Here is a 20,960-nt window from a genome sequence, read left to right on the forward strand (position 1 = left end):
TTCACTGTATTCCACAGTTTTGGGGCTCACCACGACCAGCGGATGCCGGTGATCCCCGGCGGCACGTCCCCGCAGACGATGTGCGGCGCGCGGGTGCGCTCCAGGGCGTGCTCCTCGTCGTCGCGGTACTCCGAGCAGGCCGCCGGGGCCGCGCCCGGGTCGAACACGACCTGCAGGACGTAGTTCTGCGCGCTGCGGGCGAACCGGCGCTCCACATAGGTGGTCGGCTCGGTGGGGGCGGTGGCCATGACGTAGTCCACGACCGCGGTCTCCCCCGCGCGCAGCGGGCGGCCGAACATGATCTGGGCGTTCATCAGGCCGGTGTCCTCGTGCGTGCGGACCGCGCCCAGCCAGCCGGAGACGACGCGCTCGAAGCGGGGGAACTCGCGGTCGGTGGGCTCGCAGGCCGCGGTCACGTGCAGCCGGTCGACCCCGGGCACCTCCGCGCGCACGACCACCCGGCTGTGCACCCGCCGGGCCAGGCCGTCCCGGTCGACGAACTGCTGGTCGTGCACGGCGAGGTAGGAGACCCGGCGCACGGCGGGCGCGACCAGCCCGCCGAGCACCTCGGGCAGCGCGGCGGGCTCCACGCCCCACAGGCGGTCGAAGGCGATCACGCCGCTGCGGTCGGCCGCCCACCGCCCGCGCGGGCGCTTGGGCCCCAGCAGGGCGACCAGGCCGCCGGGGCGCACCCCGAGCATCGCCTCCAGCTCGCGCACCGCGCGGATGGACGCGGGCCGCTCGGGACGGCTGCGGCCGCGGCGCCAGTAGCTCAGGGTGGACAGGCTGACGTCGAGGCCCTTGGCGCGCAGCCGCTCACGGATGCGGTCCAGGGTCAGCCCGCTGTCGTCCACCGCTCTCGACAACGCCGTGGCGAAGCGGTCAGGGTGCCGCCTGCCGGGTTCCATCCAAGCCTCCCGCCCGTCGAAGTGCGGCAAGTATGGGCCGGCGGCACGATCTTGGTAGTGACCTGGAACACATGAGGGTCCGTTGCTATATGCGCGTGGCCAGGCGCGTTCCCTGATCGATGGCGCGCTTGGCGTCGAGCTCGGCGGCCACGTCGGCCCCGCCGATGAGGTGGACAGGCACGCCGGGCAGGGCGTCGGCGAGGGTGTCGGCGAGGTCGCGGACGGGCTCCTGGCCCGCGCAGACGACCACGGTGTCCACGGCCAGCGTGCGCGGGTCCGCCCGCTTCTCGCCGAAGCTGATGTGCAGGCCGTCGTCGTCGACGCGCTCGTAGTTGACGCCGGTGAGCTGTTCGACGCCCTTGCTCTTGAGCGCGGCGCGGTGCACCCAGCCGGTGGTCTTGCCGAGGCCCGCGCCGATGCGGGAGGTCTTGCGCTGCAACAGGTACACCTGGCGCGGGGACTTCGCAGGCCGGGCGGTGGTGAGCCCGTTCTCCGTCACGCCCCACTCGGCGCGCCACGCGGCGAGGTCCAGGGCGGGGGACTCGGCGTGGGTGAGGAACTCGCTGACGTCCACCCCGATGCCGCCCGCCCCGATGACGGCCACCCGCGCGCCCACCGGCGCGCCGTGCCGGACGACGTCCACATAGGACAGGACACTGGGGTGGTCGATCCCGGCGATGGCGGGCATCCGGGGAACCACGCCGGTGGCCAGCACGACCTCGTCGAAACCGGCGAGGTCCGCGGCCATGGCGCGGGTTCCCAGCCGGACCTCGACGCCGGTCAGCGCCAGCTGCCGCTCGTAGTAGCGGATCGTCTCGGCGAACTCCTCCTTGCCCGGGATGCGCCGGGCGATGTCGAACTGCCCGCCGAGGTGCGCGGCGGCCTCGAACAGCTCGACCCGGTGCCCGCGCCCGGCCAGAGTGACCGCCGCGGAGAGGCCGGCGGGACCCGCGCCCACCACCGCGACCCGCTTCGCCCTGCGGGCCGGGGACAGGACCAGCTCGGTCTCGCGGGCCGCCCTCGGGTTGACCATGCAGGACGCCTTGCGGTTGGCGAAGACGTGGTCGAGGCACGCCTGGTTGCAGGCGATGCAGGTGTTGATCTCGTCGGCGCGGCCGTCGGCGGCCTTGGCCACCCAGTCCGGGTCGGCGAGCATGGGGCGGGCCATGGAGACCAGGTCGGCCGCCCCCCGGGCCAGGACCTCCTCGGCCACCTGCGGCATGTTGATGCGGTTGGTGGCGACCACCGGGATGCCGACGTGCGGGCGGAACGCGGCGGTCACGTCGGTGAACGCCGCGCGCGGGACCGAGGTGACGATGGTGGGCACCCTGGCCTCGTGCCAGCCGATGCCGGTGTTGATGATCGTCGCGCCCGCCGCCTCGACCTCCGTGCCGAGCGCGACGATCTCCGCCCAGGTCTGGCCGCCCTCCACCAGTTCGGCCATCGACAGCCGGTAGACGATGATGAAGTCCGCGCCGACGGCCGCGCGGGTCTGGCGGACGATCTCCACCGCGACGCGGCGCCGGTTCTCCGGCGTGCCGCCCCAGCGGTCGGTGCGCTTGTTGGTGCGCGGGGCCAGGAACTGGTTGATGAAGTAGCCCTCCGACCCCATGATCTCCACGCCGTCGTACCCGGCCTGCCTGGCCAGCACGGCGCAGCGGACGAAGGCGCGGATCTGGGCGCGCACCCCGCGGTCGGACAGCGCGCGCGGGCGGAACGGGTTGATCGGGGCCTTGACCGCCGAGGCGGAGACGCTGAACGGGTGGTAGGCGTAGCGGCCCGCGTGCAGGATCTGCAGCGCGATCTTGCCGCCCTCCGCGTGCACCGCGTCGGTGACGGCGCGGTGGCGGCGGGCCTCGGCGGCCGTGGTCAGCTTGCCGGAGAACGGTTTGAGCCAGCCCACGCGGTTGGGGGCGTAGCCGCCGGTGATGATCAGGCCGACGCCGCCGCGGGCCCGCTCGGCGAAGTACGCGGCCAGCTTGGGGGTGTCGCGGGCGCTGTCCTCCAGTCCGGTGTGCATGGAGCCCATGACGACCCGGTTGCGCAGCGTGGTGAAACCGAGGTCCAGTGTGGACAGCAGGGTGGGGTAGCTCATGTGGACTCCATCGCGGTGAGCACTTCGTCGCACCAGTCCACGAAGGCCCGCTCCGCGGCGATGCCGCCGCGCAGGACCAGGTACTGGTGCAGAGTGGAGCCGGTGTGCCGGGCCCCGTCGGGGAAGTCGGCGGCCTCGATGGCCTGGTAGGCGGCGAGCCGCTCGGCGTGGACCCCGCGGTGGCGGGCCACCTCCCCGGCGATCGCGGGGAGGTCGCCGAACGCCGCGCCGCGGATCTTCACGGCGAGGTCGGTGCGCAGCTCGACCGGTTCGCCGGGCTCGGCGAGCCAGCGGGCCAGTTCCACGCGGCCCGCCCGGCCCACGGAGTAGACCTTCTTGTCCGGCTTGCCCTCCTGCGCGACGGGCTCGACGGTGACCCAGCCGTCGTCGAGCATCCGCTTGAGGACGCGGTAGATCTGCTGGTGGGTGGCCCGCCAGAAGAACCCGATGGACTTGTCGAACCGCCGGGTCAGCTCATAGCCGGACCCGGCCCGCTCCCCGAGCGAGACCAGGATCGCGTGCTCCAGCGCCATGCGCCGGAGGCTACCTATACAACGCGTGGCACTGCAACTAGGTGCATATCACTTCCCGCACGCGCCGGGCGGCCTCCGCGGGGTCCTCGTGCTCCCAGACCCGGACCACCCGCCAGCCCGCGTCGGCCAGCCGGGCGTCGGTGTCGCGGTCGCGGGCCCGGTTGCCCTCGATCTTGGCCCGCCAGAACTCGGCGTTGCGGCGCGGCCAGGTGACGTGCTCGGGGCAGCCGTGCCAGAAGCAGCCGTCGACGAACACGGCGACCCTGACCCGGGTGAACACCACGTCGACTTCGCGGCGCACCCCGGCGACCGGGCGGCGGTGGACCCGGTAGCGCAGGCCGAGGGCGTGCAGGGCCCGGCGCAGGGCGATCTCGGTGCCGGTGTCGCGGGCCTTCTGCCGACTCATCCGCAGCCGGGTGGCGTCGGTGCTGTCCACGCGGTGATCGTCGCACCGGCCGCGGCGGGCCGTCGCGCCCGCCTCCATAAAGTTCCGTACCCCTACGGATGCCGACCCTGATTGTTCCTCACCGGGCGTCACTCGAAAGTGACCTGCAGCGAGTAGCCGTCGACCCTGCCTAGAGGCGGCTGTTCCCGATCCGGAAAGGAACCATCGTGAAACGTACACCACGGTCCTGGGGCCTGGCGGCTCTGGCCGCGGCGACGGTGCTGGTGCCGCTGGGCACGACCATCGCGCTGGCGGCCGAACCGACCGCGGACAGTCCCGCGAACGTGCCCGCGGCCAACTTCGAGGGCGACACGGTCCCTGCCCGCGGCGGTGATGCCGGGGCGTTCTTCTACAACGGCGAGAACGCGACCGTCAGCGAGTTCCCCGGCATCATCGCGGGCATTCGCGCCGGGGGTGTCCGTCCCGAGGGGCAGACCTGCACCGGCACGGTCGTCGCGCCCCGCAAGATCCTCATTGCCGCGCACTGCGCCGACGCCCAGGGCGAGAAGAGCTTCGTCCACGGCCTCAACGACCTCGACGCCTACAACGGCGGCAGCGGCCCCGGCTTCCACGCCAAGGTCGTCCAGTACAAGAAGCACCCCCAGTACGTCAACTTCGACCAGGGCTACGACGTCGCCGTCGTCACCGTCGACCGCGACATCGCCCTGCCGGGCGGCGCCGCCTACCCGCAGGTGGCCACCTCGGCCGACGCGGGCCTGGAAGCCCCCGGCAAGAACGGGCTGGGCTTCGGCTACGGCAAGAAGAACCACGACGACAACCCGGCCGACGTCACCCTCGACAAGGCCACCCTGCCGATCGTCAACGGCGCCTCGGTCTGCCAGGGTGTCGGCGCGGGCTTCAAGGCCGACACGATGATCTGCACCGGGTATTCCGACGGCCGCGTCACCATCCTGCCCGGCGACTCCGGCGGCCCGCTGATCGTCAACAACAAGATCATCGGTGTGGCGTCCTGGAGCCGGTCGGACTTCCGCTGGTACGGCATCTACGGGCGCCTGACCAACGCGATGGGCGACTGGGTCAAGCAGGAGATCGGCGAGGTCCCCAACCCCGGCGAGTTCGGCGTCTCGGTCAACCCCGCCTCCGGTTCGGTCGCCGCGGGCGGCACGCTGTCCGTCCAGGTCAAGACGACCGCGGGCGCGGGCGGCCCGGAGCAGGCGACGCTGTCGGCCACCGGCCTGCCCTCCGGTGTGCAGGCGGTCTTCCAGCCCGCGGACGTGACCACCGGCGGGGAGTCGAAGCTGACCTTCGACGCCTCGACGAGCGCGGCCAACGGCACCTTCGAGGTGACCGTCACCGCCCGCGCCTCGGGCGGGGCCAGCGCGTCCGGCAAGTTCAGCCTGACCGTCACCGACGGGCAGAACCCCGTGCCCGGCGAGTTCAGCCTCGGCGCCTCCCCCAGCTCGGTGACGGTAGCCGCGGGCAAGGCGGTCTCCACCACCGTCACCAGCGACCCCGGCAGCGACGGCTCGGAGACCATCGCGCTGTCGGCGTCCGGGCAGCCTTCCGGTGTGCAGGCGGAGTTCCAGCCCGCGAGCATCACCACGGGCAACAACGCCAAGCTGACGTTCACCGCTGGCAGCTCCGTCACCGCGGGCACCCACACGGTGACGGTCACCGGCCGCACCGGTGACGGCAAGTCCGCCACCACCACGGTCACCCTCACGGTCGAAGGCGGCCAGCCCCCGGTCGGCGACGTCCGGGTGACGGCCAACCCATCCCGCGGCACCGGCCAGCAGGGGCAGATGGTCCAGACCAGCGTCACCGCGTCCGGTGGCACGGGCAACCTGACCCTGAGCGCCAGCGGCGTCCCCGCGGGCACCCAGGTCTTCTACAACCCCGCCACCATCCCCCAGGGCGGCAGCAGCGCGGTCTGGTTCTTCACCAACTTCCAGACCCCGGTCGGCACGCACAACGTGACGATCAAGGCCACCGCGGCCGACGGCAAGTCCGGCACCACCACCTTCGCCCTGACCGTGACCCGGTTCGGGTACTCCGCGGGCGGCAACACCGCCAAGGCCTGGTAATCCACAGTTCACCGCGAAACGGCAGGCTCGGGCACTTCCCCGGGCCTGCCGTTCGCTTTTCGGCGTTGGGAGTTCCCCGTGAACCCGGACACCTTTCCCGCTGTCCTGGACCGCACCATCGAGCGCAGCGGCATGAGCCTGGAACACCTGCAGCGCCGCCTGTCCGCGCACGGCATCCGCGTGAGCCTGTCCACCCTGAGCTACTGGCGCAGGGGGCGAACCCGCCCGGAGCGGCCGGAGTCGCTGAAGGCGGTGTCGGTCATGGAAGACGTGCTGGAGCTGCCCCCCGGCGGGCTGACGGCCCTGCTGGGGCCGCGCAAGCCGCGGGGGCGGTGGGCGTCGCGGGCCGGGACGACGCGGACCCCCGAGCTGCTGTGGCGGGACTGCGGCGGGGTCGAGGCCGCGCTGTCGGCATTGGACGATCCGGTGCCGGGAACGCTGACCTACCTGACCATCCACGACCACCACCACGTCGACCAGGAGCGGCGCGACAGCCGGACCGTCGTGCGGATGGTGCTGCGGGCCGAGGCCGACGGGCTGCGCTCGTGCGTCGTGCTGCACCGGGCCGAGGAGACCGACCGGACGCTACCGGTCTTGGTGGCCGGGCCGGGGTGCGCGGTGGGACGCGTGCGGGCGCAGTCGGCGGGGCGGTTCACCGTGGCGGAGATCCTGTTCGACCGCACGCTCTCGATCGGGCAGACGGCGCTGGTGGAGTACGAGGTGCGGTGGTTCGGCACGTCGACGGCGATCCGCTACAGCCGGGGGATGCGGCGCGGTCCCCGGGAGTACCTGGCGCAGGTGAGCTTCCACCCCGCGGCGCTGCCCACGCGGTGCCACGCCTTCACCCAGGCCGACGCCTGGGCGCCGGAGACGGGCGGCGGGGTGCTGCGGATCGGGGCGTTCTCCGGGGTGCACGCGCTGGTCAGCGAACCGGCGTCGGCGATCGTCGGAATCCGCTGGCAGTGGTGAGTCCCCGAACTAACTGGTGCGCCCGGAACCGGTGAGCCCTGAACTGGTGAACCCGGTACTGGTGTGCCCCGGAACTGGTGAACCCCGGAAGGCGCGCGCCGATGCCCCCGGGGAACCCGTCCCCGGGGGCATCGGCGCGCCACCGGTCAGAAGGTGAGCGTCCAGGCGTCGACCGTGCCCGTGTCGTGCCGGTAGATGTCGGTCACGCGCAGCTTCCACGTGCCGTTCCTGGCCTCCGAGGAGGCATCCACGGTGAACGTCTGGTGGATGCCCGCCGGGGAGCCGATCCCGGCGGCGCGGTGCAGGGCGTACGCGCGGCCGGAGGGACCGACCAGCTCGACGTTGAGGTCCGCGGTGTAGGTGTGGTTGATGTCCACCTTGACCGCGGTCGTCGCCGTCGCGTTGCCCGTGCAGTCGGCCAGGGTCACCTCCGAGGTGACCGCGGTGTTGGTGTCCGGGATGGCGACGTCGTTGGTGTTGGCGCCGCCGTCGCAGGACGGGTCCGGGCCGGGGCCGCCACTGATGAAGCCGCTGTAGAGCAGCTTGTTCGGCGACCCGGAACCGGGGTTGGTGACCTTGCCGTCGGTGGCGTTGTTCACCAGGGCGTCGCGCAGGGCCTGCGGGGACGCGCCGGTGTTCACCGACAGGTACAGCGCGGCCACGCCCGCCACGTGCGGGGAGGCCATCGAGGTGCCCGACATGTTCACGCCGCCGGTGCCCGACAGGCCCACCGAGGTGATGCCGTCGCCGGGGGCGAAGATGTCGGTGCACGTCCCGTAGTTGGAGAAGCCCGCCCGGGCGTCGTTGCGGCTGGTCGCGTTCACCGTGACGATCTCGGGGATGTTGGCCGGGCCGGTGTTGCACGAGGTCGTGCCGGAGTTGCCCGACGCCGCCACGAACTGCACGCCGGAGCGGAGCAGGCCCGCGATGGCCTCGTCCCCGATGTCGGCGTTGTCGAAGGTCCAGCTGGCGTTGACCACCGCGGGCTTGACCGCGTTGGCCGTCACCCACTCCACGGACTCCACGCCCGCGGAGTCCGGGGCGCTGTTGCCGCAGTTCTCCCCGAGCATGCGCACCGAGACCAGCTTGGCCTTCTTGGCGATGCCCCAGGTCTTGCCGCCGATCGTGCCCGCGACGTGGGTGCCGTGGCCGGAGCAGTCGATGCCGTTCTGGCCGTCCCTGACGAAGTCGGCGCCGACGCTGGCCCGGCCCTCGAAATCGGCCTGGGAGGTCTTGATGCCGGTGTCGGTGACGTAGACCGTCACGTTCGACGCCGTCTGGCCGTAGTTGTACTTGGTGTCCAGCGGCAGGTTGCGCTGGTCGGTGCGGTCCAGGCCCCAGGTGGCGTTGTCCTGGACGTCCAGGGCGCGGGCGGTGCCGTCCTGGAAGACCCGCTTCACCGCGGGGTCGGCGGCCAGGCGCCGGGCCTCGGCCGCGGTCAGGTCCCTGACGATGAAGCCCCGCATGGACGCGGTGAGCACGGTGCCGAGCGAGCCGCCGTAGGTCTGGGCCAGCGAGGCCGACGTCGCGCGGGTCGCCTCCGCCGACGCGGTGGCATCGCCTGACTTGAGGGAGACGACGAAGCTGCCGCCGGGGGCCGGGTTCCTGGCGGGCACGAAGTTCGCCTCCGCCGCCGCGGCGGGGGTCGCCGTGGCCAACAGGGCCGCTACCGTGGACGCGGCGCCCACGACGGCGAGTGCCACCCGCCCGACCGGGCGAGCTTTTGCTTGCATGAGAAGTCCTTCCGCGATGGTCGACAGCCGTCCCACGAGGACAGCCGACAGGGTTTCGACTTGCGGGGTCCGGCGCCCGCGGCGCGATCGCACCGCGCCGCGGGCGCCGGGGTTTCGCTAGGGCGTGACCGACCAGGAGTCGATGGTGCCCGCGTCGTAGCGCCAGATGTCGACGACCCGCAGCTTCCAGGCGCCGTTGCGGACCTCGCCGGAGACGTTGACGGTGTAGGTCTCGTGGACGCCCGAGCCCTTGCCGCCACCGGCCTTCTTCAGGTTGTGGCTCTCCCCGGACGGGCCGATCAGGTCGATCACCAGGTCGCCGACGTAGCTGTGGTTGATGTCGACCTTGACCTGGGTGCTCGCCGAGGCGTTGCCCGAGCAGCCGGAGACGGTGACGGTGGAGGTCACCGCGGTGTTGTTGTCCGGGATGGACACGTCGGTGCCGTTGGTGCCGCCCGCGCAGCCCGGGTCGCCGCCGCCGAGGAAACCGGTGTAGAGCAGCACGTTCGGCGATCCGGAGCCGACGTTCTTCACCACCCCGGTCGTGCCGTTGGTGACCAGCGCGTCGCGGACCTGCTGCGGGGTCGCGCCCGCGTTGGTCTGCAGGTACAGCGCCGCGGCGCCCGCGACGTGCGGGGTGGCCATCGAGGTGCCCTGCAGGGAGTGCGAGCCGCCGCCGTTGCGGGTGGAGGTGATCGCGGTGCCCGGGGCGAAGATGTCGGTGCAGGAGCCGTAGTTGGAGAACGAGGACCGGTTGTCCTGGTTGTCCGTGGCGTTGACCGTGATCGCCTCGGGCACGCGGGCCGGGCTGTAGCCGCAGGCGTTGCCGTTGTTGTTGCCGGAGGCGACCGCGAACGTGACACCGGTCGCGATGGCGCGCTTGACGGCGTTGTCGACGGTGGAGTCGGCGCCGCCGCCCAGGCTCATGTTGGCGACCGCGGGCTTGACCGCGTTCTGGGCGACCCAGTCGATGCCCTTGATGATCTGGGAGTACTGCCCGTTGCCCTGGCAGTCCAGCACGCGGACGCTGACCAGCTTGACCTTCTTGGCCACGCCCCAGGTCTTGGACCCGACCGTGCCGGCGACGTGCGTGCCGTGGCCCTGGCAGTCGGAGGCGTCGCCGTCGTTGTCGATGAAGTCGTAGCCGTCGGTGACCCGGCCCTCGAAGTCGGTGTGGCGCTTGTCGACGCCGGTGTCCAGGACGTACGCGGTCACGCTGGAGCCGGTGTTCGCGTAGGCGTACTTGGAGTTCAGCGGCAGGTTCCGCTGGTCGACGCGGTCCAGGCCCCAGGTGGGGTTGAGCTGCTCGTCGGAGATGCTCGCGATGCCGTCCTGCTGCACGTAGGCGACCGCGGGGTTGGCGGCCAGCCGCTTGGCGGCCGCCTCGTCGAGCCGCACGGCGAAGCCGCGGATGGTCGCGGTGTAGGTGTTCTTGACCTCGCCGCCGTACTGCTTGGCCAGCCCGAAGGCGGCGTTGTTGGTCTTGGGCGCGCTCGCGTTGCCGTCCTTCAGCACGACGATGTAGCTACCCGCGACCGGGTTGGCGGCGGCCACGACGCTGCCGGTCGCCTGCTGGGCGGTCGCCGGGCTCGTCGTGGCGGCCACCGCGGCCAGTGCGCAGGCACCGGCCGCGAGACCGGCCACGGCCCGGCGGGTCTTGCGATCATGTCGCATCTGGGCTTCTCCATTCACTCCACCGGCTGGGGAACACCAACCGGAGGGGTGGCCGTCGGGCAGGGTTGGGTTACTGACAGCCACTCGGGAATCACGATCGGGCGGTAGCCCAGTGCGAACAATCCGGGTATCGGTACGTAGGGATACCCGACTTTCAATTATGATCAACTTCTCCGCGTTCTCGATTCGTGGCGTTCCCGATCACGCCGCCGACGCCTAGGCTGCGAGACCCGGCCACCACGATCCCGGGGGGAGCTCATGACGCGGACGCCGAAGCCCCACCCCGCCCGGTCCGCCGACCCGCGCATCCGGACCAGCTCGCCGGTGCTCGTCGGCCGGGACGAGCAGTTCGCCTCGCTGCGGTCGGTGGCCGTGCTGCACCCGGCGGTCGTGCTGATCGAGGGCGAGGCGGGCGTCGGCAAGAGCAGGCTGCTGGCGGAGCTGCTGGCGGGCGATCTCGGCCCCACGCTGCCGCTGGTGGGCACCTGCGCCCAGGTCGGCGAGCCGTTCCCGTACGGGGCGGTGCTGGAGGCGCTGCGCGGCGCCCGGCACCGGCTGCCCGCCCACCCGCCGCTGAGCCCGGTCGCGGGCGTGCTCGCCCCGCTGCTGCCCGAGATCGCCGAGTTCCTGCCGCCGCAGCCGACCGCCATCGGCGACCCGCGCGCGGAGCGCCACCGGCTGTTCCGGGCCGTCCGCGAGCTGCTGGGCGCGATCGGGCCGGTGCTGCTGGTGGTGGAGGACCTGCAGTGGGCCGACGACGGCACCCGCCAGCTGCTGCGGTTCCTGATGAGCGACCCGCCCCCGACGCTGACCACAGTGGTCACCTACCGCCGCGAGGACGTGCCCGGCGGGCTGCCGCTCGGCACCGCGTACCGGCCGCCGACCGGGGTGATCAGCGTGCTGCTGGAGGTCATGCCGCTCAAGGTCGCCGAGGTGCGGGCCCTGGCGGAGGCCATCCTGGACGAGGACGGGGTGTCGGCGGAGTTCGCCGCGAAACTGCACGAGCGCACCGCGGGCATCCCGTTCGTCATCGAGGAGACGCTGCGCGCGCTGCGCAATCCCGCGGGCGCGGTGCACGCCGACGGCGCCACCGCCCGGCGGCTGCTGGACTCCGTCGAGGTGCCGGTGCTGCTGCGCGACGCGATGGCCGAGCGGCTCGCCGCGCTGCCGACCGCGGCGACCCGCCTGGCCCAGGCCGCCGCGGTGCTGGGCGCGCCCGCTCCCGCCGAACTGCTCGGCGAGGTCTCCGGGGTGCCCGAGCCGCGGCTGCGGGCCGCGCTGACCCACGCCCTGGCCGGGCACGTGCTCTACGAAGTGGACGGTGGCCGCTACGGCTTCCGGCACTCCCTGGCCCGCAAGGCCGTCTACGACACCCTCGGCGGCCCCGACCGCACGCACCTGCACAACCGGGCCATCGACGCCCTCGACCAGGTTGAGCCGCGCCCGCTGGTGCAGCTGGCCGAGCACAGCGAGCGGGCCGGGCGCGTCGCGGCGTGGCTGCACTACGGCGAGGCAGCCGCCGACCGGGCGAGCGAGGTCGGCGACGCGGCGACGGCCACCTCGATGCTGCAGCGGCTGCTGCGCGAGCCCAGCCTGCCCGCCGAGCACGTCGACCGGCTGGCGATCAAGCTCGGGCAGGTCGCGCACACCGGGCTCGACCAGCGCGACCCGACGGAGCTGCTGGAGCGGCTGCTCGGCGACGCCCGGCTGTCCACTTCGGCCCGCGGCGAGGTGCGGCTGTACCGGGGCCTGCTGCTCCTGCGCGCGGCGGGCGGGCTCGGCGAGGCGCGCACCGAGATCGAGCGGGCCGTCGGCGACCTCGCCGAGCGCCCCGACCTGGCCGCCAAGGGCACCGCCGTGCTGGCCCAGCCGTTCATGGGGATGGTGCCGCTGGCGGAGGTGCGGCCGTGGCTCGCCCGCGCCGACGCCATGCGGGCGGCCTGCGTGGACCGGGAGCTGTGGCTGTCGCTGACGGCCAACGAGTACGGCTCCAAGCTGCACATCGGCGACCCGACGGTGCTGGCGCGGATGACGGAGCTGCCCGAGGTGGTCGAGACCGTCGGCGAGCAGCGCCAGCTCGCCCGCGCCCGGTGCAACCTCAGCGACGCGGCCACCTCGGCCGGGCACCTGCGCCTGGCGAACGACCTGCTGCGCTCGGGCCTGCGGCTGGCCGCGGACTGCGGGGCCACCTTCGTCGTCAGCACCGCGCGGGCGACCCAGGCCAGGGTGGACTGGTTCACCGGCCAGTGGAACGGCCTGGCCGAGCGCACCACCAGGCTGCTCGACGAGTACCGCGACCTCTACCCGGTGGCCAGCGAGCTGGCCCTGGTGCTGGGCTGCCTGGCCGTGGCCAGGGGCGAGTGGGCGGAGGCGACGAGCTGGTTCACCGAGACCGGGGCGTTCGCGCCGGAGGAGGCCATCACCCAGGTGGCCATCGCCGGGTGCGCGGGCCTGGCGTGGAACCTGCTGTCCCAGGACGACGCCGAGCGCGCCTGCGTGGACGTCGACCGCGGCCTGGACATCCTGCGCACCAAGGGGATCTGGGCCTGGAGCGGCGAGATCGGCCCCATCGCGGTGGGCGCGTACCTGGCCTCGGGGCGGGTTGAGGACGCCGTGCGGCTCGTCGGGGAGATCGCCGCGGGCATCGAGGGCCTCGACACCCCGATGGCCGACGCCGCCCTGGCCCAGTGCCGCGGCCGCCTGGCCGAGCACGACGGCGACCTCGCCCTGGCCGTGGCCCACTACCGGGAGGCCCGCGAGCGCTACCAGGGCCTGCCCGCGCCCTACCTGGCCGCGGGCGTCGCCGAGCGCGAGGCCATGTGCCTGCTGACGACCGACCCCGAGGCCGCCACCGACCTGCTCTCCGCCCAGGTGGACGCCTTCGACGTCCTCGGCGCCACCCGCGACGCCGCCCGCTGCCGCCACCACCTGCGCGGCGTCGGCGGCGGGAAGCCGTCGCGGCGCGGGCGCCGCGGATACGGCAACGAGCTCTCGCCCCGGGAGCTGGAGGTGGCCCGGCTGCTGGCGGGCGGGCACACGAACCGGGAGATCGCCGAGGTCCTGTTCCTGTCGCCGCGGACGGTGGAGCAGCACGCCGCCCGGGTGCTGCGCAAGCTCGGGGTGGGCTCGCGGACCCAGCTGCACGCCGAGGACCTGGTCTGAGGAATCCTCCGGGGAACAAGTCAGGCGGGACAAATCAGGCGGGACAAGCCTGATGAGACAAGCCAGGCGGGAAAGCCGGACGGGGGTGGACCGGGCCGCCGCAGGCCGGTCCACCCCCGTCGGGTGGGGATCGTGCTGCCGAGCTGCCCCCCTGCGGGTGCGCAAAGCGCTCGGCGCGGGCGCGGGCGGTGCCGATTCGCCGCGCCTCCTGGTCACGATCCGGTGGGGTGGCGGGCCGGTGAGGACGGGCCCGCGCGGGTGGTCGCGGAAGTGGTCGGCGGGGGAGAGGCGAGGGCGTTGGCGCCTCTCCCCCGAGTTATCCGACGAAGCCGTCCGGCAGGGTTCGGACGGCGGTGCTTCGCGAGGCAGACGATGCCAACCTCGCGTGCGCGAAACAATCACGGGAACACTAGGTAGGGCTACGTGTTTATTGCCCTTGCCGCGAAAGGGCCAACGCCACCCGCGACCGCGGCGGCCCGGCGGCGTCGAGATTTGCCCGGCCCGCGTCGCCCGATCCGTTGGTGTGCAGGCCATCCGCGTGGCGAACACGTGCACGGCAGTTCACACTCGATGTCTGACCAGCGACGGCTCTGTGAAGCAAGTGTGAAAAGAACGGGAAGGACGCCCTACGTACGCAGCCTTGTGGGGGTCGTGTGCGCACGTCACTATTCGACCTGCCAGAGCCGGCAAACGGGTCGTGAGGGCGCCCTTCGGGGTTCGACACGCGAGCAGGCACAACTGAACCTCCAGCGTCCCCGGACGCTCCCTGCAGGAGGCACGTGTGAAACGCAAACGCCTGTCCGTATTGGTCGGCGCGGCGACGGCCGTCGCCTTGATCATGACAACGAACCAGAGCGCGGCAGGTGGCGACGCCGCGGCATCCGCCCCCCGGGCATCTGCCGAATACCACGTCATCGGGGTGAACACCGCCCAGCAGCGCACCGCCATCTCCAGGACCGGCGCGGCCATCAACGGGGTCGAGGACAGCCGGACGATGATCACGGCCACCCCGGCCGAGGTGGAGAAGATCCGCAAGCTCGGGTTCCGCGTCGAGGCCGAGGCCGCGCCCGCGGCGCACTCCCACGGTGACATCACCCCGATGGACTTCCCGGGCGCCGACTCGAACTACCACAACTACGCGGAGATGACCGCGGTCATCAACCGCGCGGTGGCCGACCACCCCGGCCTGATCACCAAGCAGGTGATCGGAAAGTCGTACCAGAACCGCGACATCTTCGCGATCAAGATCTCCGACAACGCGGGCACCGACGAGAACGAGCCCGAGGTGCTGTTCACCCACCACCAGCACGCGCGTGAGCACCTGACCGTGGAGATGGCGATCTACCTGATCAACCTCTTCACCGACAGCTATGCCAGCGACAGCCGCGTCAAGGGCCTGGTGGACTCCCGCGAGATCTGGATTCTCCCGGACGTCAACCCCGACGGCGGCGAGTTCGACATCTCCACCGGCTCCTACGCCGGGTGGCGCAAGAACCGCCAGCCCAACACCGGTTCCACGGCCATCGGCACGGACATGAACCGCAACTGGAACTACCAGTGGGGCTGCTGTGGCGGCTCCTCGGGCAGCACCAGCTCCGAGACCTACCGCGGCCCCCGGGCGGAGTCCTCGCCCGAGGTCAAGGCCATGGCCGACTTCGTGCGCAGCCGCAACATCGGCGGCAAGCAGCAGATCACCGTGGGCATCGACTTCCACACCTACAGCGAGCTGGTGCTCTGGCCCTACGGCTACACCTACAACGACACCGCGCCCGGTCTGACAACCGAGGACCAGCGGGTCTTCTCCACCATCGGCCGTGAGATGGCCCAGACCAACGGCTACACGCCGCAGCAGTCCTCCGACCTCTACGTCACCGACGGGTCGATCGACGACTGGCTGTGGGGCAACCAGAAGATCTACGGCTACACCTTCGAGATGTTCCCGAGCGGCGGCGGCGGCCTCGGCGGCTTCTACCCCGGCGACGAGATCATCCCGAGGGAGACCGCGCGCAACAAGGAAGCCGTGCTCCGCCTGGTCGCCTACGCCGACTGCCCCAAGCGCGCGATCAGCCTGACCTGCGGCGGCACCGAGCCGCCGCCCACGGGTGACACCTTCGAGAACACCAACGACGTGACCATCACGGACGCGGGCGCGGCGGTGTCCAGCAGCATCGCGGTCACCGGGCGGACCGGCAACGCGCCCGCGACCCTGCAGGTCGGCGTGGACATCAAGCACACCTACCGCGGCGACCTCGTCATCGACCTGGTCGCGCCGGACGGCACCGCCTACCGGCTGAAGAACTCCAGCTCCAGCGACTCCGCCGACAATGTGATCGCCACCTACACGGTGAACGCGTCCACCGAGGTGGCCAACGGCACCTGGCGCCTCCAGGTCCGCGACGTCTACCAGAGCGACACCGGCTACATCGACTCCTGGAAGCTCGTGTTCTAGCTCGATCTTGATGCCCCGGGCCCGCTGACTCAGCCTCGCGAGGCCCGGGGCGTCGCCACACCCGGATTTCGGCCACCCACCCTGCATCCGTGGCCGATGTGCGAAAGGAAACGAACCATGACTGAGGGCATCTGGTTCACCAGATTCCGGCGCGCGGCGCTGGCGGCCACGGGGGTCGCGGTCGCGCTGGCCGCCGCCGCGGGCCACGCCACCGCCGCGCCGCCGTCGTCGGACCCCGGCGACGTCACCCCGCAGGTCGTCGGCGGCACCCGCGCCGCCCAGGGCGAGTTCCCCTGGATGGTGCGGCTGTCGATGGGCTGCGGCGGGGCGATGTACACCGAGTCGCTGGTGCTGACCGCGGCGCACTGCGTCAGCAGCACCGGCAACAACACCAGCATCACCGCCACCTACGGCGTGGTCGACCTGCAGAGCACCAGCCGGGTCACCCGCAGGTCCAACTACGTCCACCGCAACCCCGGTTACAACACCTCCGCGGGCGGGGACTGGGCGCTGATCCGGCTGTCCGAGCCGATCAGCGGCGCCGCGCTGCTGCCGATCGCCACCACCACGGCGTACGACAGCGGCACGTTCACCATCGCGGGCTGGGGCGCGGCGACCGAGGGCGGCGCGCAGCAGCGCTACCTGCTCAAGGCCGATGTCCCCTTCGTCAGCGACACGACCTGCCGCCAGGCCTACCCGAGCATGAAGACCGCGGTGGAGATCTGCGCGGGCTTCCCCAACGGCGGCGTCGACACCTGCCAGGGTGACTCCGGCGGCCCGATGTTCCGCCGGGACGGCGCGGGCCGGTGGATCCAGGTCGGCATCGTCTCCTACGGCCGCGGCTGCGCCCGCCCGAACTACCCGGGCGTCTACGCCGAGGTCAGCGCGCTGGCGACGGCGATCCAGACCGCTGCCCGCAACCTGGGCGGCAGCCCCGACCCCGACCCGGACCCGAACCCGGGCGACACCTTCGAGAACGCCAACGACGTGACCATCACGGACGCGGGCGCGGCGGTGTCCAGCAGCGTCGCGGTCACCGGCCAGGCGGGCAACGCCCCGTCGACCCTGTCGGTCGGCGTGGACATCAAGCACACCTACCGCGGCGACCTCGTCATCGACCTGGTCGCCCCCGACGGCACCGCCTACCGGCTGAAGAACTCCAGCAGCTCCGACAGCGCCGACAACGTGATCGCCACGTACACGGTCAACGCGTCCTCTGAGGTCGCCAACGGCACCTGGCGCCTCCAGGTCCGCGACGTCTACCAGAGCGACACCGGCTACATCGACTCCTGGAAGCTCGTGTTCTGACCTGCGCCCCCACCGGCCCCGACCAGGCGAGTCCTGCCTGGTCGGGGCCGTTTTCTTGGCATTTCCCCCGAACGGGGCAGGTATCTTTTGCGCACACCCTCTGGCCCAACCGGACAACGGCGGGCAAGATACGCGGGAAAGTTACCGATAGGTAGCGCTCTGGGCACGAGTGCTGCCCATGTGTGTCGTTCGAGGAGCAAATACATGCGCGAATTCGCCGTTCCCGCCGTCGAGAAGCGCACCGAGGCGGGGGGCTTGGCGGACCTGGTCTTCACCAACGCCGCCGAGGCGCCCACCCACGTCTCCTTCCGGCGGCGCGTGGGCGCGGGCTGGTCCGACGTGACCGCGGCGCGGTTCCGAGACGAGGTCGTGGCCGCGGCCAAGGGCCTCATCGCCTCGGGCGTGGGCCCCGGCGACCGGGTGGCCATCCTGGCCGCGACCCGGTACGAGTGGACGCTGCTCGACTTCGCGATCTGGTCGGCGGGCGCGGTGCCGGTGCCGATCTACGTGACCTCGGCGACCGAGCAGATCCAGTGGATCCTGTCGGACTCCGGCGCGGTGGCGATCATCGCCGAGACCGACGAGCACCTCGCCCGCGTCGAGCAGGTCAGGGCCACGGTGCCGAACCTGCGGAACGTCTGGCGCATCGACGACGTCGACCAGATCGTGGCCGCGGGCGCCGGGATCGACGACGCCGAGGTCGAGGCCCGCCGCACGGCGGTGACCGGCGCCGACGTCGCCACCCTGATCTACACCTCCGGCACCACCGGCCAGCCCAAGGGCTGCGTGCTCACCCACGACAACTTCTTCGCCGAGTGCGGCTACGGCACCACGGTGCTGGCCCCGCTGTTCCGCGGCACCGGCAGCTCCGAGGCCCCCACGACGCTGCTGTTCCTGCCGGTGGCCCACGTGTTCGGCCGGATGGTGCAGATCGGCTGCGTCTACACCCGCGCGACGATGGGCCACGGCCCGGACGTCAAGAAGGTGATGGAGGACCTGGCCACCTTCCAGCCGACGTTCATCCTGTCGGTGCCCTACGTGCTGGAGAAGGTCTACAACGGGGCGCGGCAGAAGGCGCACGCGGCGGGCAAGGGCAAGATCTTCGACGCCGCCGCGGCCACCGCGATCGCCTACAGCGAGGCCGAGGGCAAGGCGGGCCTGGGCCTCAAGCTCAAGCACGCGCTGTTCGACAAGCTGGTCTACGGCAAGCTGCGCGCGGCCCTCGGCGGCAAGGCGAAGTACGCGATCTCCGGCGGCGCGGCGCTCGGCCTGCGGCTGACCCACTTCTTCCGCGGCGTCGGCCTGACCGTCCTGGAGGGCTACGGCCTCACCGAGACCACCGCGGCGTCCACTGTGAACAGCATCGACGGCTTCAAGCCCGGCACGGTCGGGCGCCCGCTGCCCGGCACGGCGGTCCGCATCGCCGAGGACGGCGAGGTGCTGATCAAGGGCGAGGTGGTGTTCTCCGGGTACTGGAACAACGAGGCCGCCACCGCCGAGGCCATCGACGCCGACGGCTGGTTCGCCACCGGCGACCTCGGGTCGCTGGACTCCGACGGATACCTGTCGATCACCGGGCGCAAGAAGGAGATCCTGGTGACCTCCGGCGGCAAGAACGTCGCCCCGGCCGTCATCGAGGACCGGATCGCCGCGCACCCGCTGGTGGCCCAGGCGATGGTGGTCGGCGACGGCCAGAAGTACGTCGCCGCGCTGATCACCGTGGACCCGGAGTACTTCGCTTACTGGAAGACCACCGCGGGCAAGGCCGCCGAGGCCACCGTGGCCTCCCTTGTGGACGACCCCGATCTGCTCGCCGAGGTTCAGAAGGCCGTCGACGACGGCAACGCGGCGGTCTCCACCGCGGAGTCCGTGCGCAGGTTCCGCATCCTGGCCACCGAGTTCAGCCCGGAGACCGGCCACCTGACCCCGTCGCTGAAGCTCAAGCGCCGGGTCGTCATGAAGGACTTCCAGGCCGAAGTAGACAGTCTGTTCCGGTAGATGGGACGACACTCCGCCGCCCACCGCCGCGGCGTCGGCAAACCCGTCGCGCTGAGCGCCGGACTGCTGGTGCTGGCCCTGCTCGCCTGGTTCGGCTACCGCTTCGTGGCCGAGCGGGTGGGCGGCCCGGAGTGCGCGGGGGCGCCGCTGTCGGTGACCGCGGCCCCCGAGATCGCCCCGGTCGTCGACGCCGCCGCCCGCCGCCTGGCCGCGGCCGACCCGTGCGCCAAGGTCCTGGTGGCCAGCCGCGCGTCCGGGGTGGTCGCCGAGGACCTGGTGGTCTCCGAGGGCGGGGAGTACCCCGACGTCTGGATACCGGAGTCCACCCGCTGGCTCCAGCACGCCCAGTCCACCGGCGCGTGGGACGTCCCGGTGACCGGGACGTCGGTGGCGTCGTCGCCGGTGGTGCTGGCCGTGGCCGAGGACACCGCGCGCGAGCTGGGCTGGCCCGCTGAACCGCTGACCTGGTCGGCGGTGCTGGCGGCCGAGGCGGGCTCGGTCGGCCTGCCCGACCCCTCCCGCGACCCCATCGGCGTGGCGACCCTGCTGGGCGTGCGGGAGGTGACGGCGGCGGCCCCCGACCCGGGCGCGGCCGCGACCGCGCTGATGCGCACCCTCTCGCCGAACACCCTGCCCCAGGTGGGCGACCTGTTCACCCGCCTGCCCGGCGGCGGGAGCGAGGGCCGGGCGCTGACGGCGTTCCCGGCCTCGGAGCTGTCGGTCCTCAAGCACAACGTCCGCGACACCGGCGCCCCCCTGGTCGCCGCGTATGCCGAGGTACCCGCGCTGGACTACCCGTACGCGGTGCTGCCGCGCACCGTGGAGCGCGACCTCGCCCAGCGGCTGCTGGCCACCCTGATGGCCGAGGAGACCGCCTTCGCCGACGCGGGCTTCCGCTCCCCCGACGGCGCCGCCCTGCGCGACCGCTCCCAGGACAAGCGCACCTCGGCCACCCCGGCCGAGCGGGTCCCCCTGCCCGACGCCGACACCCTCGACCAGGTCCTCAACCGCTGGGCCGGGGTCAACCGCAGCGGCCGCGTCCAGGTGCTGCTCGACGTCTCCGGCTCGATGGCCGAGCCGGTCCCCGGGACCGGCACCGACCGCATGGGCGTCACCCTCAAGGCCGCCGAGCTGGGCCTGGGCCTGTTCAAGCCGACCACCCGCTACGGCATGTGGCTGTTCTCCACCCGCCTGGACGGCGACAAGGACTACCGCCAGCTCCTGCCCGTCGCCGCGGTCTCCGAGCACCTCGACGGCGACGCCGTGGCGGCACTGCGCGGCGTCCGGGCGATCGAGGGCGGCGCCACCGGCCTGTACGACAGCGTGCTCGCCGCCTACAAGTCCTCGCGGCAGAGCTGGGAGCCGGGCCGCATCAACCTGGTCATCGTGATGACCGACGGCAGGAACGAGGACGCCGACGGCATCTCGCGGAAGACCCTGCTCGCCGAGCTGGCCAAGCTCCAGGACCCCCGCCGCCCCCTGCAGATCATCGGCATCGGCATCGGCCCGGACATCGACACCGCCGAGCTCGACGCCATCACCAAGGCCACCGGCGGCCAGGCGTTCACCACCCCCGACCCGACCAAGATCGGCGACATCTTCTACGCGGCCCTGAGCAAGCTCTCGGGTTCCTGAGCCCGC

General features: G+C 72.2%; 13 protein-coding genes and 1 pseudogene. 8 read left to right on the forward strand and 6 right to left on the reverse strand.

The features are described 5' to 3' along the window. Nucleotides 1-26 precede the first annotated feature (26 nt). From ACTG9Q_RS10185 to ACTG9Q_RS10200, 4 genes are all read right to left on the reverse strand, one after another. Nucleotides 27-908, reverse strand: a complete 882-nt coding sequence (locus tag ACTG9Q_RS10185) for a helix-turn-helix domain-containing protein (protein WP_455572417.1) — start codon at nt 906-908, stop codon at nt 27-29. A gap of 85 nt (nt 909-993) precedes the next feature. Then, entirely contained in the window at nt 994-3,003 is a 2,010-nt protein-coding gene (locus ACTG9Q_RS10190) for an oxidoreductase (RefSeq protein WP_455572418.1), read from the reverse strand. Next, complete coding sequence (locus ACTG9Q_RS10195; protein ID WP_455572419.1) at nt 3,000-3,536, reverse strand: PadR family transcriptional regulator; 537 nt, start codon at nt 3,534-3,536, stop codon at nt 3,000-3,002. Before ACTG9Q_RS10195 ends, ACTG9Q_RS10190 begins: the two co-directional genes overlap by 4 nt. Before the next feature lie 37 nt (nt 3,537-3,573). Next, nucleotides 3,574-3,942 carry a very short patch repair endonuclease gene (locus ACTG9Q_RS10200; RefSeq protein ID WP_455572725.1) on the reverse strand — a complete coding sequence of 123 codons (369 nt, stop codon included), beginning with the start codon at nt 3,940-3,942 and terminating at the stop codon, nt 3,574-3,576. Between the two features lie 206 nt (nt 3,943-4,148). Between ACTG9Q_RS10200 and ACTG9Q_RS10205 the strand changes: the two genes are divergently transcribed. Both ACTG9Q_RS10205 and ACTG9Q_RS10210 read left to right on the forward strand, forming a co-directional pair. Next, complete coding sequence (locus ACTG9Q_RS10205; protein ID WP_455572420.1) at nt 4,149-6,026, forward strand: trypsin-like serine protease; 1,878 nt, start codon at nt 4,149-4,151, stop codon at nt 6,024-6,026. 78 nt (nt 6,027-6,104) lie between these two features. Further along, nucleotides 6,105-6,995, forward strand: coding sequence for a helix-turn-helix domain-containing protein (locus ACTG9Q_RS10210; protein ID WP_455572421.1), 891 nt, complete (start codon nt 6,105-6,107; stop codon nt 6,993-6,995). Between the two features lie 146 nt (nt 6,996-7,141). Here the strand turns inward: ACTG9Q_RS10210 and ACTG9Q_RS10215 are convergent, their stop codons facing one another. Then, nucleotides 7,142-8,728, reverse strand: a complete 1,587-nt coding sequence (locus ACTG9Q_RS10215; protein WP_455572422.1) for a S8 family serine peptidase — start codon at nt 8,726-8,728, stop codon at nt 7,142-7,144. A 117-nt stretch (nt 8,729-8,845) separates the two neighbouring features. Continuing rightward, on the reverse strand, nt 8,846-10,402 hold the full coding sequence (locus ACTG9Q_RS10220) for a S8 family peptidase (protein WP_455572423.1): 1,557 nt from the start codon (nt 10,400-10,402) through the stop codon (nt 8,846-8,848). Between the two features lie 258 nt (nt 10,403-10,660). Here ACTG9Q_RS10220 and ACTG9Q_RS10225 point away from each other — a divergent pair, with 258 nt between their 5' ends. The 6 genes and pseudogenes from ACTG9Q_RS10225 (at nt 10,661) to ACTG9Q_RS10250 (ending at nt 20,954) form a co-directional block, all read left to right on the forward strand. Further along, on the forward strand, nt 10,661-13,564 hold the full coding sequence (locus ACTG9Q_RS10225) for an ATP-binding protein (RefSeq protein WP_455572424.1): 2,904 nt from the start codon (nt 10,661-10,663) through the stop codon (nt 13,562-13,564). Between the two features lie 781 nt (nt 13,565-14,345). Next, nucleotides 14,346-16,013, forward strand: a complete 1,668-nt coding sequence (locus ACTG9Q_RS10230) for a M14 family zinc carboxypeptidase (protein ID WP_455572425.1) — start codon at nt 14,346-14,348, stop codon at nt 16,011-16,013. Between the two features lie 117 nt (nt 16,014-16,130). After that, a pseudogene (locus tag ACTG9Q_RS10235) lies at nt 16,131-16,937 on the forward strand (S1 family peptidase); the annotation flags it as partial. 90 nt (nt 16,938-17,027) lie between these two features. Then, nucleotides 17,028-17,321, forward strand: a complete 294-nt coding sequence (locus tag ACTG9Q_RS10240) for a proprotein convertase P-domain-containing protein (protein WP_455572726.1) — start codon at nt 17,028-17,030, stop codon at nt 17,319-17,321. Nucleotides 17,322-17,525: 204 nt separating this feature from the next. Continuing rightward, nucleotides 17,526-19,319 carry an AMP-dependent synthetase/ligase gene (locus ACTG9Q_RS10245; protein WP_455572426.1) on the forward strand — a complete coding sequence of 598 codons (1,794 nt, stop codon included), beginning with the start codon at nt 17,526-17,528 and terminating at the stop codon, nt 19,317-19,319. Further along, nucleotides 19,320-20,954 carry a substrate-binding and VWA domain-containing protein gene (locus ACTG9Q_RS10250; protein WP_455572427.1) on the forward strand — a complete coding sequence of 545 codons (1,635 nt, stop codon included), beginning with the start codon at nt 19,320-19,322 and terminating at the stop codon, nt 20,952-20,954. Nucleotides 20,955-20,960: the final 6 nt, after the last annotated feature.

It is taken from the genome of Actinokineospora lacus (assembly GCF_053813445.1).

What these genes read in the sequence shown, in the direction of transcription:
- ACTG9Q_RS10185 (WP_455572417.1), bottom strand. Translation starts at nt 908, where the DNA reads ATGGAACCCGGCAGGCGGCACCCTGACCGCTTCGCCACGGCGTTGTCG.
- ACTG9Q_RS10190 (WP_455572418.1), bottom strand. Translation starts at nt 3,003, where the DNA reads ATGAGCTACCCCACCCTGCTGTCCACACTGGACCTCGGTTTCACCACG.
- ACTG9Q_RS10195 (WP_455572419.1), bottom strand. Translation starts at nt 3,536, where the DNA reads ATGGCGCTGGAGCACGCGATCCTGGTCTCGCTCGGGGAGCGGGCCGGG.
- ACTG9Q_RS10200 (WP_455572725.1), bottom strand. Translation starts at nt 3,942, where the DNA reads ATGAGTCGGCAGAAGGCCCGCGACACCGGCACCGAGATCGCCCTGCGC.
- ACTG9Q_RS10215 (WP_455572422.1), bottom strand. Translation starts at nt 8,728, where the DNA reads ATGCAAGCAAAAGCTCGCCCGGTCGGGCGGGTGGCACTCGCCGTCGTG.
- ACTG9Q_RS10220 (WP_455572423.1), bottom strand. Translation starts at nt 10,402, where the DNA reads ATGCGACATGATCGCAAGACCCGCCGGGCCGTGGCCGGTCTCGCGGCC.
- ACTG9Q_RS10225 (WP_455572424.1), top strand. Translation starts at nt 10,661, where the DNA reads ATGACGCGGACGCCGAAGCCCCACCCCGCCCGGTCCGCCGACCCGCGC.
- ACTG9Q_RS10245 (WP_455572426.1), top strand. Translation starts at nt 17,526, where the DNA reads ATGCGCGAATTCGCCGTTCCCGCCGTCGAGAAGCGCACCGAGGCGGGG.
- ACTG9Q_RS10250 (WP_455572427.1), top strand. Translation starts at nt 19,320, where the DNA reads ATGGGACGACACTCCGCCGCCCACCGCCGCGGCGTCGGCAAACCCGTC.